Annotated in this window: 14 protein-coding genes; 4 read left to right on the forward strand and 10 right to left on the reverse strand. The window is 70.3% G+C overall.

Annotation, left to right across the window (positions count from 1 at the left end; translation table 11 throughout):
* Positions 1 to 35: 35 nt before the first annotated feature.
* The 8 genes from AC1PMG_RS18125 to AC1PMG_RS18160 form a co-directional block, all read right to left on the reverse strand.
* Positions 36 to 437, reverse strand: coding sequence for a hypothetical protein (locus AC1PMG_RS18125; protein ID WP_481109760.1), 402 nt, complete (start codon positions 435 to 437; stop codon positions 36 to 38).
* Positions 438 to 484: 47 nt separating this feature from the next.
* Complete coding sequence (gene bcsD, locus AC1PMG_RS18130) at positions 485 to 943, reverse strand: cellulose biosynthesis protein BcsD (RefSeq protein ID WP_342073035.1); 459 nt, start codon at positions 941 to 943, stop codon at positions 485 to 487.
* Between the two features lie 220 nt (positions 944 to 1,163).
* Positions 1,164 to 2,348, reverse strand: a complete 1,185-nt coding sequence (pncB, locus tag AC1PMG_RS18135; RefSeq protein ID WP_481109761.1) for a nicotinate phosphoribosyltransferase — start codon at positions 2,346 to 2,348, stop codon at positions 1,164 to 1,166.
* A 554-nt stretch (positions 2,349 to 2,902) separates the two neighbouring features.
* Positions 2,903 to 3,874: a glycoside hydrolase family 113 gene (locus AC1PMG_RS18140; RefSeq protein ID WP_481109762.1), complete on the reverse strand. Its 972-nt coding sequence runs from the start codon at positions 3,872 to 3,874 to the stop codon at positions 2,903 to 2,905.
* On the reverse strand, positions 3,856 to 5,370 hold the full coding sequence (locus AC1PMG_RS18145) for a hypothetical protein (RefSeq protein WP_481109763.1): 1,515 nt from the start codon (positions 5,368 to 5,370) through the stop codon (positions 3,856 to 3,858). Before AC1PMG_RS18145 ends, AC1PMG_RS18140 begins: the two co-directional genes overlap by 19 nt.
* Positions 5,318 to 7,249, reverse strand: a complete 1,932-nt coding sequence (locus tag AC1PMG_RS18150; protein ID WP_481109764.1) for a glycosyltransferase family 2 protein — start codon at positions 7,247 to 7,249, stop codon at positions 5,318 to 5,320. The genes AC1PMG_RS18145 and AC1PMG_RS18150 overlap by 53 nt, the downstream gene beginning before the upstream one ends.
* A 2-nt stretch (positions 7,250 to 7,251) precedes the next feature.
* Positions 7,252 to 8,202, reverse strand: a complete 951-nt coding sequence (locus AC1PMG_RS18155) for a hypothetical protein (RefSeq protein WP_481109765.1) — start codon at positions 8,200 to 8,202, stop codon at positions 7,252 to 7,254.
* A gap of 151 nt (positions 8,203 to 8,353) precedes the next feature.
* On the reverse strand, positions 8,354 to 9,199 hold the full coding sequence (locus AC1PMG_RS18160; RefSeq protein ID WP_481109766.1) for a glycosyltransferase family 2 protein: 846 nt from the start codon (positions 9,197 to 9,199) through the stop codon (positions 8,354 to 8,356).
* Between the two features lie 429 nt (positions 9,200 to 9,628).
* Here AC1PMG_RS18160 and AC1PMG_RS18165 point away from each other — a divergent pair, with 429 nt between their 5' ends.
* The 4 genes from AC1PMG_RS18165 to AC1PMG_RS18180 all read left to right on the forward strand — a co-directional run bounded on the left by AC1PMG_RS18165 (position 9,629) and on the right by AC1PMG_RS18180 (position 14,930).
* The gene (locus tag AC1PMG_RS18165) at positions 9,629 to 10,780 is read left to right on the forward strand and encodes a phosphotransferase enzyme family protein (protein ID WP_481109767.1); all 1,152 of its coding nucleotides are present in this window, start codon (positions 9,629 to 9,631) and stop codon (positions 10,778 to 10,780) included.
* Positions 10,781 to 10,872: 92 nt separating this feature from the next.
* A complete protein-coding gene (locus tag AC1PMG_RS18170) occupies positions 10,873 to 13,053 on the forward strand; it encodes a TonB-dependent siderophore receptor (RefSeq protein ID WP_481109768.1) in 2,181 nt (726 codons plus the stop codon).
* A gap of 400 nt (positions 13,054 to 13,453) precedes the next feature.
* Positions 13,454 to 14,026, forward strand: a complete 573-nt coding sequence (gene pnuC, locus AC1PMG_RS18175) for a nicotinamide riboside transporter PnuC (protein WP_481109769.1) — start codon at positions 13,454 to 13,456, stop codon at positions 14,024 to 14,026.
* Positions 14,027 to 14,198: 172 nt separating this feature from the next.
* On the forward strand, positions 14,199 to 14,930 hold the full coding sequence (locus tag AC1PMG_RS18180) for a UTRA domain-containing protein (RefSeq protein ID WP_295942408.1): 732 nt from the start codon (positions 14,199 to 14,201) through the stop codon (positions 14,928 to 14,930).
* Positions 14,931 to 15,121: 191 nt separating this feature from the next.
* Here the strand turns inward: AC1PMG_RS18180 and AC1PMG_RS18185 are convergent, their stop codons facing one another.
* Both AC1PMG_RS18185 and AC1PMG_RS18190 read right to left on the reverse strand, forming a co-directional pair.
* Complete coding sequence (locus AC1PMG_RS18185; protein WP_481109770.1) at positions 15,122 to 15,580, reverse strand: hypothetical protein; 459 nt, start codon at positions 15,578 to 15,580, stop codon at positions 15,122 to 15,124.
* Positions 15,573 to 16,403, reverse strand: coding sequence for a glycosyltransferase (locus AC1PMG_RS18190; RefSeq protein WP_481109771.1), 831 nt, complete (start codon positions 16,401 to 16,403; stop codon positions 15,573 to 15,575). The genes AC1PMG_RS18185 and AC1PMG_RS18190 overlap by 8 nt, the downstream gene beginning before the upstream one ends.
* Positions 16,404 to 16,424 lie beyond the last annotated feature (21 nt).

The raw sequence follows: 16,424 nt of genomic DNA on the forward strand, positions 1-16,424 counted from the left end.
CAAACAGGTGCGGCGCCCGCAGGCGCCGCATGGCATCAACGATTCAAAAAGCGCTTGAGCGGGCCGCCCGGCGCCGGCACCGCGGCCTCGCGGCCGACCTCGAGCAGGCGCTGGAACAGCTGCTGCAACGGCGTGCCGGTCGCGGTGCCGGTGAAGGCGGCCGACACAGGCGCCGCCGGTGCGGCGGGCGCCATCGGCAATGGCGCAGCCGGCGACGGCGCGGCCGGCCTGGTCTCGACCGCGGCGCGCACCACCGACAGCACCGGCGCCGGTGCGGGAGCCGCAGGCGGCGGAGAGGCGGCGGGCGGCTCCGCGGCGCTGAGCCGGTCGGCGGAAAAATCCTGGTAGGCGGTGGCGCCACTGCTGCCGAGCTTGGCGAACAGGCTGGAGACGTCGTCGCCGGTTTCGGCACCCGTCTGCTTGGACTTCTTGGACATGACGCCCCTCATGACGATCTGAAAATAGTCGGTCGCTGCCGCCGCGCTCAGCCGGCCCTGGCCAGCACGAAGCGGCGCAGGTCTTCGTGTCCGGACGACAACGCACGCACGCCCAGGCCGGCCGACATCCCTACCTGCACGAACCATGCCTGATACACCCCTTCCAGGAAGCCGTCGGCGCCGCCGGCCTGCCCGGCCAGGCCGATGTGCAGCGGCGAGCCGGCGTGCAGCAGTTCGACGCGGTCGGCGTGCTCCTCGAAGCGCGCATAGCCCCACTCCAGCCGGTCCCAGACGCGGTTCACCGCGTCCTCCAGCTCCTGCAGGGTGGTGCAGGCGCCGACCGGGTGTTCGGCGGCGAAGCGACGGCCGATGCGCGCCATCAGCAGGGCCAGGTCCTCGGCGCCCAGCTCCGCGGCGAACTCCTCGGCCAGCGCGCGCAGAAAGCCGCGCCACTGCCGCGAACAGGCATGGGTGCGGTAATGGGTCTGCAACGCGTGAGCGCTCATCGAGGAAGTCTCTGGGCAGGGACGGAACGACAACGGCGTAGCGGGTGTGGCGCCCCGGGCCGACCGTTACCGGCCGTCACTATTGCGACACAGTTCTCACTTTGCGATGCAGTGTATCTCACTCTTTCTTCACCGCAAAGTCCTGATGCGCCGAACTGCGACCCTTGCCCACCCGCTCCGGGACCGGCGCTGGGTCGGCACCGGCAGGGCCGCCCCAGACTCAGTGCCGCTCCTCGGCCGGCACCTGGAACACCTGCCGCAGGTAGGCCAGATAGGCCGGGGCGTCGCACAGCGTCTTGCCGGGCGAGTCGCTGAGCTTGGCCACCGGCTGGCCGTTGCAGCGGACCATCTTGATCACGATCTGCAGCGGCACCAGGCCCAGATCGTTGGTCAGGTGCGTGCCGACGCCGAACGCCAGCATGCAGCGGTCGCGGAAATGCGTGTACAGCCGCATCACCTTGTCGATGTCCAGGCCATCGCTGAACACCAGGATCTTGCTGCGCGGATCCACCCGATGCCGCTGCAGGTGCGCTAGCACCCGCTCGCCCCATTCGAACGGATCGCCGGAATCGTGGCGCATGCCGTCGAACAGCTTGCAGAAGTACAGATCGAAATCGCGCAGGAACGCATCCAGGCCGACCACGTCCGACAGCGCGATGCCGAGATCGCCACGGTACTCGCGCGCCCACGACTCCAGCGCCGCCGCCTGCGAATCGCGCAGCCGCGGCCCCAGCGCCTGGAACGCCTGCAGGTATTCGTGCGCCATCGTGCCCAGCGGGGTCAGCCCGTAGCGGCGGGCGAAGTACACGTTGCTGGTGCCGACGAACTGCTTGCCCAGGGTCTGCTGCAGCACCGGCAGCAGTTCGCCGTGCCAGGCGCGCGAGTAGCGGCGGCGGGTGCCGTAGTCGGCGATGGCGCAGTTGTCGTAGCCCGGGGTGTCGCGCAGCAGCGCGATCTTGGCCTGCAGCCGGCGCAGGCCTTCGGCATGGTCGGCGCCGCCGGCATGGCGGAACCACACCTCGTTGACGATCGCCAGCAGCGGCACCTCGAACAGGATGGTGTGCAGCCACGGCCCACGGATATGCAGCTCGATCTCCCCGGGCACGCTGGCCGAGGCCTGCAGTTGCAGGTACTTGCGGTCCAGGTGGAACAGCGCCAGGAAATCGACGAAGTCCGGCTTAATGAACCGCATCGCGCGCAGGTAGTCCAGCTCGTCCTCACGGAAGCGCAGCGCACACAGCGCGTCGATCTCCGCCGAGATCTGCGGCAGGTACTGCGCCAGGTCGATGCCCGGGGTGCGGCACTTGAAGCGGTATTCCACCTGTGCACCGGGATGCTGATGCAGCACCGCCTGCATCATGGTGAACTTGTAGAGGTCGGTGTCCAGCAGCGAGTCGATGATCATCCGCCGATTATGCGCTCGCTGCGTTGCGGCGCCGTTGTCGCCCTTCGCAAAAGCAGTCATTGCAGTCGCCACCGCATCGCCAGACCTGCTCTGGCTCCTGCTATTGCTATTGCTATTGCTTTTTGCTTTACCGACCCCCTCAGCGCGGCAGCCACGGCGGGCGAATACCCGAAGGGCGGCGCGCAGGATGCGCGTCGTTTTTCGCCGGCACATGGATGTGCCGTCGAAAAATGCCCGTCGTGGCTGCGGACCCGGAGCGCGTAGCGCGCAGGGCGCGCTGCGGGGTGTGCTTTCTTTTGGTTACTTTTCTTTGCACAAGCAAAGAAAAGTGACTCGCCCGTAGGGCGAAAGCATTTGTCTTTGCGTTAGCTTGTGCTTGAGCTTCGTTTAAATCGCAAAAGCAGCTTCAAACAGGACAGGCATATCGATTACGTTGGTCGCGGCTGAAGCCACTCCTACAAGAAACGCGATGTCCCGCTGAGTAGTGAAAAATTGCGTTATTGGAAGTGTCCTGCAGCCGCCACCGCGAATGAAGGCCATGCACCATGCGTCCCTCAGCGCTTGAGCACCGCCTGCGCCGGCTTGTGCTGCACGGTGAAATCGCTGTCGCGCGCGCCGCCGGCGTCCGGATCGGTGTACCAGCACCACAGCGCGATGCCGGCGATGCGCGGCTGCGCGTCGAGCACCTCGCGCCACTCGCGCAGCACCTGCGCCTGCAACGCGGTGTCGACCTCGGCGCTGCGCTGCTCCGGGCTTTCCCAGGGCGCGGCGAGGCTGCCGCGCGCCGAGCGCAGGCCCAGCTCGGCCACCCACACCGGCCGGCCGCTGCGCTCGCCCAGCGCCTGCACCCGCGCCGCCGCCGCACGCATCTGCGCGCGCCGTTGCTCGGGCGCGGCGGCCAGCGCCGGATACAGGCTGGTGCCGACGAAATCGAAACGGTCCCAGTAGCCGAAGCGTTCGGCCTGCTCCAGGCCGTCGGCGACATAGCCGATCGGGCCGCGATAGACCTGGCGCACCGCCGCCAGCAGCGCCGGCCACTGCGGCGCGTCCTGCAACTGGCGCAGTTCGGTGCCGACGATCAGCGCGCTGGCGCGCTCGTCGGCGGCGACTTGGGCCAGTTGCAGCAGCGCGCGCCGGTAGGCGGCGAACCAGGCGTCGCGATCGGCCGGCGCGGCCTCGCCGGCCCAGTGCCCGGGAATCCACAGATGCACCTTCAGCACCGGCTGCAGGCCGGCGGCGCGCATCTGCCGCAATCCGGCGCGGACCAGCGCCGGGCTGCTGTCGCTGCCCAGCACCGGGGTCGAAGACTGCGGCGACGCCTGCCAGACGAAGGCCACCAGCAACGCGCGCGTGGCACCGGCATCGGCCAGTTGCCGCAGCGACTGCTGTGCCGCCGCGCTGCCCCACGGCGCCTGCGGCGACACCTTGACGTTGGCGCCCATCCACGGCGGCGGCGCCGCACTGCAGCCGCCGGCGCTCAGCGCCAGCAGCAGTGCGGTCAGCAGTCTCACGGCGATTGGCGCCATACCCGGTAGATGCCCTGGTGGTAGACCAGACTGTAGCCCGGCAAGCCCTGCTGCCACAGCTGCGGGAAGCGTCGGTTGAGGCTGTCCAGCGCGCCGGTCTGGCTGGCCGGGTCGCTGACCACCACTTGCGCCGGCATCCGCCGCGGATCGACCAGCGCCTGCTTGAAGCGCGGGTCGAACGGCAGGATCAGTTGCTTGGCGTCGCCGCGCGCGACGATCACCGGATAGCTGGCGCGGTCGTCCAGCAGGGTCGGCAGCCGCGCCTCGGCCAGCCACGCGCCCAAGTGCGCAGCGTCGGCATGGCGCGGCGGCGCCGGTGCCTGCAGCGCGGCGATCCAGTCGCGGGTGGTGGAGGTCGCGGTGCGGGCGATCACCCAGCCGCTGGACACCGCGCCGGCCAGCAGCAGCGCCAGGCCCAGCCAACGCGCGTTGCGGCGCAGGTCGCCCAGCACCAGCGCCACCGGCACCAGCAGCAGGGCCAGGAAGTCCAGCGGCTGCGCCGTGAAACGCGCCCAGGTGGCCAGCGTACCGGCGCCGATCACGGTGGCGGCGGCGGCCAGCACGCTGCGCCAGGTGTCGCTGTCGCGGGTGTGGCGCAGCAACAGCAACAGCGGCGCGCTGACCACCCCGGCCAGCAGCAGCCACAGCGGCGGCCACCACGGCTGCGCCGCGGCCTGCTGCAGCCACGGCTGCAGCGCCGCCTGCGCCGAGATGCCGCGGAAGGCGGACGTGGCGTCGCGCACGAACAGCAGCGGGTCGCCGAAGAACATGTAGTTGAGGTACATCCACGCCCCCACCGCGAACAGGAAAGGCAGGTAGCACACCAGGTAGAACGCCAGCGGCGCCTGCCGCATCAGGCGCGGCGGCGCGATCAGGAACAGCCACGGTGCCAGCGCCACCGCCAGGAAGCAGGCACGCTCGTCGACGAAGAACAGCAGGCACAGGCTCGCCGCCAGGCGCAGGTAGGCGAAGGCTTCCGGATCGTCGCGGAAGTGGCGCAGCGCGCGCGCGGCCACGTAGAACACCAGCAGGCCCAGACCCTGGTTGTTGCCGGACAGGGTCGGCCACAGGAAGAACGGCTGGATCACCACCCCTGCACTGAGCGCCCAGGCCCAACCGCGGCCCAGGCCGGCGGCGATGTCGCGCCACAGCAGGGTCACCAGCGTCGCCCCGGCCAGCACATCGACCAGGTACGGCAGCAGCGGCGTGGACAGGCCCGGCAGGCCGCCGATCAGCACACCCAGGTACAGCGAGGCCTGCGCGTACAGGAACCCCAGGTACTCGATGCGGAAACCGGCCGCGTCGCGCAACAGCAGCAGCTTGGCGTACTGCGCCATCGCGTCGTCGCTCATGTAGCCGTGCGCGAGCAGCCGGTGGCACAGCAGCGCCAGCAGCGCCGCGGTGAACACGAACACCACGGTGCCGCGCGCGCGCCGCGGCGCGTCAGTCGTCGAGCGCGGCGCGGCGCTCTTCGGCCATGTGCTTGCTGATGCCATGGGTGGTCTTTTCCCAGTAGAACGGGTTGCGGATGAGCTGCCACAGGCCCTTGTAGGCGGCGATGGACTGCAGCAGCCAGTACAGCGGCACGGTCAGCGCGTAGGGCGCCAGGCGGAAGTAGTCGCGCTTGAACGCCGCCACCAGGGTCATGTAGATCAGGAAGCCATTACCGAGCAGCAGGTTGAGCAGGCTCAGGTACAGCAGCGCCGGCGGGAAGAACGGATCGAAGAATTTCGAGCCCACCGCCAGCCATAGCCCGTAGCTCAGCCACATCAGCGGCGCGGCCAGCGCGGTGAAGAAGGTGCCGCCGACGAACAGCTGGAAGCCCCAGAACCCGCGCACGCCGGTGGAGCGGTACAGCTGCACCGGGTCGCGCATGTGCACCAGCCAGGTCTGCATGTAGCCCTTGAGCCAGCGCGAGCGCTGCCGGATCCAGTTGGGGATGCTGACGTTGGCCTCTTCGAACGTGGTCGAGTTGACCACGCTGACCCGGTAGCCCTGCTGGGTCAGACGCACGCCCAGGTCGGCGTCCTCGGTGACGTTGTACGGATCCCAGGCATGGACCTTGCGCAGGATGTCCAGGCGGAAGTGGTTGGAGGTGCCGCCGAGCGGAATCGGGATGCGCAGGGTCTCCAGCGCCGGCAGGTAGAAGTCGAACCACAACGTGTATTCCAGCGTGAACATGCGCGTGAGCCAGTTCTCGTCGGCGTTGTAGTAGTTCAGCCGCGCCTGGATGCAGGCCACGTCGGCCGGCGACTTGCGGAACGCGGCGACCACGCGCTTGAGCTGGTCCGGCTCCGGCTTGTCCTCGGCGTCGTAGATGGTGAGCATCTGCCCGCGGGCGAAGCGCAGCGCGTAGTTGCAGGCCTTGGGCTTGGTCTTGGGCTGCGACGGCGGTACCCGGATGATCTCGAAGAACGCCTCCAGGCCCAGCGCCTTGGCCGCCTCGATGGTCTCGGTGTCGTCGGCCTCCAGCACCAGCTTCACGTCCAGCTTGGAGGTGGGGTAGTCGAGCCGGCGCAGCGCGTTGGCCAGGATCGGCAGCACGTCCGGCTCCTTGTACATCGGCACCAGCACCGTGTAGACCGGCAGGTCCTCGTCGCCGAGCGCGGCCACTTCCTCGTCGCTGACCTTGATGTCGATGCGGCGCCGCGCACCGCGCCAGGCCAGTACCAGCTTCAGCCCGAAGGTGGCCAGGAACGCCACCGCGATCAGCGTGTTGAGCGCGATCAGGGTGACCAGCGGCCACAGCGCCAGCGCCGCGGCCAGCACCACCGTGAGCGCCACCAGGAACACCGACTGCGCGCGGGTGATCACCTGCCGCGCCGAGTGTTCCGGCGCGTGTTCGGCCAGCAGGTTCAGCGCGTCGTGGGTGAGCTGCGCGTCGGCGTGCTGCTGCAGGCTCCAGACGATGTCGAACTTGGAGGTGCCGACGAAGCGCACCTGCTCGCCGTAGGTGGCGCGGGCCCAGGCGAAGGTCTCCGGGCCGGGATCGGCCACCGCCAGCACCAGCTGGCCGTCCTCCTCGCGCCACGGCAGCACCAGGCGCTGCGCGTAGTCGGCCAGCCGCTCCGGCTGGAACAGCGCCGGGTCGATCGGCTGCTTGAGCAGGTTGGCGAAGTGCAGCCCGAAGTGCTGCGCCAGCACCGTGTAGAAGCGCAGCGGCGCGACCCCGCGCTGGGCCAGCACCACGTCGCCCAGCCGCGAGCGCCAGCGCGACTGCAGGGCCAGCGCGTTCTGCAGTTGCGGCGGATCGATCACCCCAGCGGCGACCAGCGCCTCGCCGATCGGCGCCTGCAGGCCGCCCTCGGTGGGCAGCCGCCCGAGCCGGCCAGGCACGCTCGCCTCGGCGGCGACGCTCTCGTGTTCGCCGGACACGGCTAGAACCGCCACCAGGCGGCGACGAACGGGCCGCCCGCACCGCCGGTGTTGCGCCCGGCCACCGGCTGCTGGTAACCGAGCTGCAGCTGCGTGCCGCCGGGCAACGTGTACAGCACCGAGGCCTGCAGCTTGCTGAAATCGAAGTTGTTGCCGCGGATCGGCGTGTTGTCGCCGGGCGCGTAGATCCGGTTCGGGCCCTTGCCGTTGCCCAGGCTCTGGATCACGTTGAACTCGCCGATCAGCATCCAGCGCGGCGCCAGCGCCACGCCGCTGGACACGTCCAGCCGCGCTTCGTCGGAGGCGTCGCCGCCACGCAGGCGCACCGCCGTCCCCAGGTCGACATAGCCGTCGTGCTCGCCCAGGCGATAGCCGCGGCCGACGCTGTAGCGCAGCTCGGCGCCGTAGTCGCCCTGGCCCAGCGCCGGCCGCTCACCGTCGCGCTGGCGCGCGTAGCCGGGCACTAAGGCCAGCACCTGCAGCGCGCCCTGCCAGGGACCGTCGGCGCCATCCGGGTCGAGCCGGTAGCGCAGGCCGATTTCCTGGTCCGACCAGCCGCTGCTGTGGCGGTCGCCGTAGCCGCTGTCGTTGCGGTAGCCGACCTTGCTGAAATAGAAGTTGCCGACCAGGGTCAGGTCCGAGCTCAGCGCGTATTCGCCGTAGAGGTTGAGCTGGTCCTGGCGGCTGCGCCCGGCATCGGGGAAGTTGCCGGACTGGCCGTGGCTGTTGAACACCGCGCCGCCATCGGTATGGCTGGCCTTGAGGATCACCAACCCGTGGCCGGCCTCGTCGACCCAGGCGCTGGCGCCGCAGGGGCCGGCCGCCAGCGCGAGCAGCGCCAGCGACAGCCGCGCGCGGCGCGCAGATCGGGCGTGGCCGGCAGCGGGCACGGGCACAGCGGGCGCGCAGGCGCGCGCGTGGGTGCGCGGACGCACACCGTCGAAATCATGCATGGTTGAGTTCCTGGTGGGGTTCCCCCGAACCGGAAAGCAGGCGCGGTCCAGGAGAGATCGGCGGAACACGTCATTTGTTAAGTGACGTACTTCCCAATATAGCGAATTTATGTTGCTATGCCGCACGCGCGCACAACGCGGCCGATTTCGTTCAGCCTGGGCGCCGCCAGCACAGCCGGGCGAAGGTGACCCAGGCATGCAGCCAGATCACCGCCCACACCGCCGCGCGCACCGGCCAGGCCCGGGTCGGCGCCTCGAACTTGCGGAAGTAACGCCACAGGCCGCGGTGCTTGTGCCACTCGACGAACCACGGGCGTTTGCGGCTGGACACGCCGCGCACGTGCAGCACGTGCAGGCGGTTCAGCACCGCCACCGCGGCCCCCGCCTGGCGCACCCGGCGGCACAGGTCCAGGTCCTCGGCGTGCAGCCGATAGCCGGCGTCCCAGCCGCCGATGCGGGTGAACAGCGCGCGCGGCAGCAGCATCAGCGCGCCGGACAGCGCCGGCACCGGCTGCAGCGGCTGCGCCGGGTCGGCCGCCAGCGCCAGCCGCGAGCCGGCCAGCGGATGCCGCAGCATTGCCGCGAAGTCCGGGTCGCGGCGGCGTACCGCGGCGTCGGCGCGGCCGTGTTCGTCGACCTGCTCCACGCCCAGCAGCGCCTCGCCGAGCGCGGCGGCCTGCGCGCGCAACTGGGCCAGGGTATCGGGCTCGACCATCAGGTCGGGATTGACGAAGGCCAGCCACGGCGCGTCGCTGGCCGCCGCGCCCTGGTTGCAGGCGGTGGCGAAGCCGGGGTTGTCGGGATTGGCGATGAAACGGACCCGCACATCGTCCAGCGCGTGCCGCTGCACCACGGCGAGCGTGTCGTCGCGCGAGGCGTTGTCGACCACCCGGATCTGTGCCACCTCGGCCGCCGCGCGCAGCCGCTGCAGACAGGCATCGATGGTGCTGCCGCTCTCGTAGGTCACCACCACCACGGCTATCTGCTGTTCGCTCATCCGCCGATTATCCCGCATGTCTCCCGCATGCGCCGCTCGCCACGCGCACGGCGGGCATGGCGGCGGCGGCGATTGCCGCGCATACTCTGCGCCCCGTGCGTTGCGCGGCCGCTCGCGGCCCCGTGCGTTCGGGAGACGGAGCGATCCGTGTCCTCTCCTTCGCCCAGTGCAGATGCCGGTCAGCGTTGTTCCCTGTCCCAGGCTGCCGCCCCACCCCGCAGACCGCGCGCGCCGCATGAGCACGCGCGCATGCCGAGACGCCGGCGGCGCCACCGTCCCCGCTCCCGATCGTGCGACCGGGCCCTGCCCCAGGCTTCCCCGCTTCTGGTCTAGACCAATCACCCACAAGAGCCGCGCTGTGGTGCATGGCACGCCCGGCCTGCGGCTGGCATGGCGCGCCGGGTCGCGCCGGCACCGCGAGGCGCGCGCATGAGCGCCCGCCACCAGATGCACGGCATGGGCACGCAGACCGTGGCGGCCGACTGGCCGCCGCTGTCCGATGGCGAGGTGGAAGCGCTGCTGCAGCAGTACGCCCTGCCCGGCCGCCTGCACGCGTTGCGCTGGCACAGTCCGCGCCCGTTCTCGGCGGCGGCGGAGGTCGAGACCGCCGCCGGCACGCTGTTCGTCAAGCGCCACCATCGCCGCGTGCGCGACCTGCACGCGCTGGGCGAGGAGCATGCCTTCATCGCGCAGCTACGCGCGCGGGGCGTGCCGGTACCGGAGGTGCTGCGCGACCGCGACGGCGCCAGCGCGGTGCGGCGTGGCCACTGGACCTACGAGGTGATGCGCGCCGGCGCGGGCGAGGACCGCTACCGCGAGGCGATGTCGTGGACACCGTTCGCCGACACCGCGCATGCCGCCGCCGCCGGCCGCGCGCTGGCCGCGCTGCACCGTGCCGCGGCCGGCTACGCCGCGCCGCCGCGCAGCACCACCGTGCTGGTCGCCAACCTGCGCCTGTTCACCCAGCCGCAGCCGTTGCAGGCGCTGGAACACGACCTGGCACGGCGCCCGGCGCTGGCCGCATGGCTGCAGCAGCGCGACTGGCAGGGCGACCTGCGCGCGCAGCTGCTGCCCTGGCACGCGCAGGCCTGGCCGCTGCTGCAGGCACCGCCGCCGGCGCTGTGGACGCACGGCGACTGGCACGCCTCCAACCTGCTGTGGCGCGGCCACGGCGCCGCCAGCACGGTCAGCGCGGTGTTCGATTTCGGTCTCGCTGACCGCAGCTTCGCCCTGTTCGACCTGGCCACCGCGATCGAGCGCAACCTGATCCCGTGGCTGCAGTTGGACGACGGCGGCAGCGCGGTCGCCGATCTCGACCAGCTCGATGCGCTGCTGCACGGCTACGCCGCGCTGCTGCCGCTGGACGCAGCGCAACTGCGCCTGCTGGCCGCACTGCTGCCGCTGGTGCATGCCGATTTCGCGCTCAGCGAGATCGAGTACTTCGCCGGCATCACCGGCTCGGACGCGCATGCCGAGATCGCCTACCGCCGCTACCTGCTCGGCCACGCCGCCTGGTTCGGCCAGGGCGAAGGCCAGCGCCTGCTGCGGCACCTGCAGCGGCGCGCGGCGGCCGCGCCATGAACCGTCGCAGCGACACCGTCACGCCCGCCGGCCGCGCACTGCGCGGCTGCGCCTCTTCCCTCTTCCGTTTCGTTTCCCCGAGGTCGTTCCGCATGCTTCCCACCCGCCGCTTCCCCGCCCCGCACGCCCTCGCGCTGGCCCTGGCCATCGCCCTGCCGCTGCCGGCCCTGGCCGCCGACGCTGCGCCGGCGCCCGCCAGCACGCAGACCCCGGTCGAACTGGACGCGGTCAACGTGCAGGGCCGCCAGCCGCACGACCGCAGCAGCCTGAGCGGCTACGGCGACGCGCCGCTGCTGGATACGCCGATGGCGATCGACACCATCGACCGCACGCAGCTGGCCGACCGCCAGGTGCGCGTGCTCAGCGAGGTGCTGCGCGCCGACGCCGCGGTCGGCGACAGCTACGCGCCGATCGGCTACTACGAGAACTTCCTGGTCCGCGGCTATTCGCTGGATGCGGCCAACAGCTACCGCATCAACGGCCTGACCATCGCCGGCGAACAGAACGTGGCGCTGGAGAACAAGGAGCAGGTGCAGGTGCTCAAGGGTCTGTCCGGCGTGCTGTCCGGCATCACCACCCCGGCCGGCGTGATCGACTACCAGACCAAGCGCCCGCAGCACGTGCGCAGCCTGATGCTGAACGGCGACGACGACGGCAGCCGCGGCGCGGCGGTGGACCTTGGCGACTGGTTCGGCAGCGAGCGCCAGTTCGGCCTGCGCGTCAATGCTGCGCACGAGACGCTGCGCAGCTATGTCGATCACGCCGACGGCCACCGCAACTTCCTGTCGCTGGCAGCGGACTGGAACATCGACCCGCAATCGACCCTGCAACTGGACGTGGAGTACCAGGACCGCCAGCAGCGCTCGGTGCCGGGTTACCAGTTGCTCGGCGGCACGCAGGTGCCGAGCGGGGTGTCCGTGCATCGCCTGCTCGCCTACCAGCCGTGGTCCAAGCCGGTCGGCATCGAGGCGCTGAATGCGCAGGCGCGCTACGAGTATCGCTTCAGCGACGCCTGGCATCTGCAGGTGGCCGCCTCGCACAGCCGTGCACTGATCGACGACTACTCCAGCTTCGCCTGGGGCTGCTACGGCGCGGCCAGTTGCGCCGGCGACGCGGTACCCAACCACTTCAGCCGCGAGGGCGACTACGACATCTACGACTACCGCAGCCCCGCCGACAGCCGCCGCAACGACGAACTGCAGGCGATCGCCAGCGGCAGCGCCAGCACCGGCGTGCTGCAGCACCAGTTCCAGGTCGGCATCGATTACCTGCATCGCACCATCGACCGGCACGGTTCGATCAACGAGATGATCGGCAGCGGCAACATCGACGCCGATCCGCCGCTGCTGTCGCCTGCCGACGCCGTGCTCGGCCCCAAGCGCCGGCGCCTGGACAGCGCGCAGACCGCGCTGCTTGCCAGCGACCGCATCGGCATCGGCGAGGCCTGGCAATTGCTGCTGGGCGCACGCCAGGTGCGCTACGACGAACGCGCCTGGGACCGCGACGGCAGCCTGACCCGGCGCACGCGCCGCTCGGTGTTTCTGCCGCAGGCGGCGCTGCTGTTCAAGCTGCAGCCGTCGCTGTCGCTGTACGCCAGCTTCGCCAAGGGCCTGGCCCCGGGCGGCACCGCGCCGTGGTTCGCCAGCAACGCCGACAGCATCCTCGCCCCCACCAGCGCCTACCAGCGCGAGGCCGGCATGAAATACGAGCGCGATGGCGTGACCCTGGGCGCGGCGCTGTTCGACATGCGCCAGGCCAACCAGTACGCGCAACCGCAGGCCGACGGCAGTTTCCTGTTCGTGCAGCAGGGCCGCCTGCACAACCGCGGCATCGAACTGTCCGCCGCCGGCACGCTGGGCGCCGGCCTGCACCTGCAGGCCAGCGTCGCCGGCATCCGCGCGCGCGCCGAGGACACGGGCACGCCCGGCGACGAAGGCCACCAGGCACTGAACGTGCCACGGCTGCGCGCCAGCGCCCAGGCCACCTGGGACGTGCCCGGCGTGAACGGCCTGGCGCTGCTGGGCGGCGCGCAGTACAGCGGCGCCAAGTACGCCGACCGCAGCGGCCAGGTCGCCGTCGGCGGTTACAGCGTCTACACCCTCGGCGCCCGCTACGCCACCCGGCTGGGCGCGGTGCCGACCACGCTGCGACTGAGCGTGGACAACCTCACCGACAAGCGCTACTGGCGCGACGTCGGCGCCTACGAAGGCGACGACTATCTGTTCCTTGGCGCGCCGCGGACGGCGCGGCTGGCGCTGCAGTTCGATTTTTGAGGAGCGGGGATTGGGGAGTCGGGATTCGGGATTGGGTGAGGAGCTGGGAATGGGGAATGGGGATTCGGGATTGGTAAAAGCCAAAAGCGGGACATGGCGCGTCACTGGTGTAGGAGCGGCTTCAGCCGCGACACGCTACTGCTGACGGGTCGCGGCTGAAGCCGCTCCTACAGCACCTACGATCCGATGCGTTTTCAGTATCCCAATCCGGATGCACTGATCCACGATGACTCGAACGTCAGCTATGCCGAAGACCAGGGTAGGAGCGGCTTCAGCCGCGATGGGCTTTCCCGGTAACGCCTGTCGCGGCTGAAGCCGCTCCTACAAAAAAGCGCGCAATGCTGCGCACTCGCGAACTGCCCATCCCGAATCCCCACTCCCCAATCCCGGCCTCCCGACCATGTCCCCGCTCGAACTGCTCGCCGTACTGATCAACGTCCTGGGTGTATGGCTGACCGCGCGGCGGGTGCGTTGGTGCTGGCCGGTCAACGTGGTGGCGGTGCTGCTGTACGCGTGGCTGTTCTATCAGTGGAAGCTGTATTCGGACATGCTGCTGCAGGGCCTGTACGTGGTGCTGCAGGGCTACGGCTGGTGGCGCTGGAGCAACGGGCTGGGCGACGACGGCAAGGTCCAGGTCGGGCCGCTGCCGTGGGGCGAAGGCCTGCGTTCGCTGCTGGTCGGCGCCGTCGGCGCGGCGCTGCTGGGCTGGTGGATGCACCGGCATACCGATGCGGCGCTGCCGTGGCTGGACGCGGCGTTGTCGGCGTTCAGCGTGGTCGCCAGCGTGTGGGCCGCGCGCAAGCGCATCGCCAACTGGGGCCTGTGGATCGTGCTGGACTGCGTCTACGTCGGCGTGTTCGTGTACAAGGGGTTGTATCCCACTGCCGCGCTGTACGCCGGGTTCGTGGTGCTGGCGGTGTATGGCCTGCGCCTGTGGCAGGCGGATCTGCGCCGCGCGCAAGCCGTCACCTGACACGCCACACTCTCTTTGCTGCCTGGCGGCACAGCGCGTGCCGTCGTCAACTCGATGGAATGGCGCGCAGCAGCCGCACGCGCATCACGCGAACATCAGACGCCCGCATCGTCCGCGTGCCTGCCGGCAGCGTAGTCTTGTCAGCCACGCTTCGCCACGCCCTGGATTTCGCATGCACTTCGCCACCGCCGCCGGCTTCGCCCAACGCATCGCCGATGCGCTGCTGGCGCGCATCGCCGCCGGCGAATGGCGGGCGGACCAACGCCTGCCGGTGGAGCGCGAACTGGCCGCGCTGTTCGGCTGCACCCGCATCACCTTGCGCGAGGCGCTGCAGCAACTGGAATCGGACGGGCACATCTATCGCGAGAACCGCCGCGGCTGGTTCGTCAGCGCGCCGCGGGTGCGCCATGACCCCAACAGCATCGCCGGGTTCATGCAGTACGTAGCCGCGCAGGGCGGCGTACCGCGCACCGAACTGCTCGCTGCGCAGCGCCAGCCGGCCGGCCCGGCGCTCGCCCGGCACCTGCACCTGGACGATCCCGATGCCGAGGTGTTCGTGCTGCGCCGCCGCCGCTGGATCGGACGGCGCGCCGTGCTGCTGGAGACCAATGCGATCCTCGCCGCGTGGGCGCCGCGCCTGCTCGACCACGACCTGGCCGGCTCGTTGAGCACGGTGCTGACCCAGCGCCTGGGCTTGCGGCAGGCGCGCAGCCGGCTGTCGATGTATCCGGCCACGCTCGATGCCGAGCAGGCGGTGCTGCTGCAATCCACCGCCGGCACGCCCTGCTTCCGTCTGCAACGCGTCAGCTACGATCCCGACGGACGTGCCGTGGAATTCGACATCGAATCCTGGCGCCACGATGTGCTGGAAGTGTCGGTGGATGTCTACGCGCCGCCGGAATGAGTCTGGCCTTGTTCGCTATCGCGACGCGAGGCGGAGAGGCAGCAGACCACACACGCTCCCACCCAGGACCCAGCAGCGACGCCGCTGGGTCTGGCCGCGATGTCGGCCGTGACCGGCTGCCGCGCCAGCCGACGGTTCGGGAAGCAACGCTCCAACAACCCCAGAACAGGCGCACGTCGGCAATCCTCGCCTCACCACCAGAACCATAGACGATGGTCGCCCTTGCCGATTGCGTAGTCCCCCTGCCCCTTCGCAATGCCGGCGATGCCTTCCCGCAACGCCGCAAGCCACGCCGAGCCGACCTCGAGTGCAGCCGGCGCTGCGTCTACGGGAAAAGACCAGTGATCGTCGGTCGTGGACAGCGTGAGGCGCAGTTTCTCCGGCGCCACCCAAGCGGCGAGCCCGCGCCGGTTGTTCGGCACGCCAAGTTCGGCCTTGCTCGGTGCAGTGACGAGAAGCGTGCGGGAACCGGCGCCGTCGGCAGCCAAGGCGTCCAGCAACGCCAGCAGGGACTGGCATCCAGCTGGATCTGCGTTGAGATGCCAGCCGGGATAATTGCGCTCGTTCTCGAGATAGCGCCACAGCGAGATGCGGCCGGATTGGGTCCAACGATGCGAAAGCCGCAGATCAGGCAGCGACTGGCTACGCATCGAACAGCGCGCGTTGCGGATCCGGCGGCGGCAGCGTGTCGTACAGGCGCTGCAGTTCCTCGCGACAGGCACGCAGCGGATCGTGCATCAGGAAGCCGGCCAGGCGCGCATGCCAGGCCGGCCAGCGCGTGGCCAGCGCGTCCATGTCGCCATCGGCGGCGCGGCCTTCGCCACTGCAGGCGACATGCGCGGTCTCGCACAGCACGTTGCGCCAGCCGAGCCCGGCCATGCGCAGCGACAGATCGGTTAGCGCCGCATACCACGAACCATAGCTGCTGGCGTCCAGCCCGCCGGCGCGCTGCCGCGCCACGCCACGCAGCACCACCGCATGGCACACCGCCGACGGCAGTTCCGGATGCAGCGGCGGCAAGGCCGCGCAGGCCCGTGCCAGGCGCTCGGGATCCTCGGGCAGCGGATTGATCTCGCCCAGTCGCGGCCACGCGCAGGCTTCGCCGGCATTGCTCCACGGCGTGGCGCTGGCGATGGCCGCGTCGCGCGCCAGACAGGCGCTCAACTGCAGCAACCAGCCCGGCCCGGGCTGCGCATCTGCCGCCAGCACCGCCACGTCGGCGTCGCCGCAGGCACGCAGCATCTCGTCCACATGTGCGACCTCGCCGAGCATGCGTGGCCGCCGCGTGTAGTCGGCCTGCAGGCGCGTGCGCGCCAGCCAGGCCTCGATCATCCGAATGCCGCGCGGGCCGGCCTGCGCATCGTCGGCCAGCCACACGCGAGTGCCGTCCGGGGTGTTCGCTTCCAACGCGCCCAGGCAGGCGTCCAGCGCGACATCGTCGACGCCGACCGGGATAAGAACTATCGGAAGCACGAAAAGCTGCAAGCCACAAAA

Source organism: Xanthomonas sp. NCPPB 2250 (assembly GCF_056725265.1).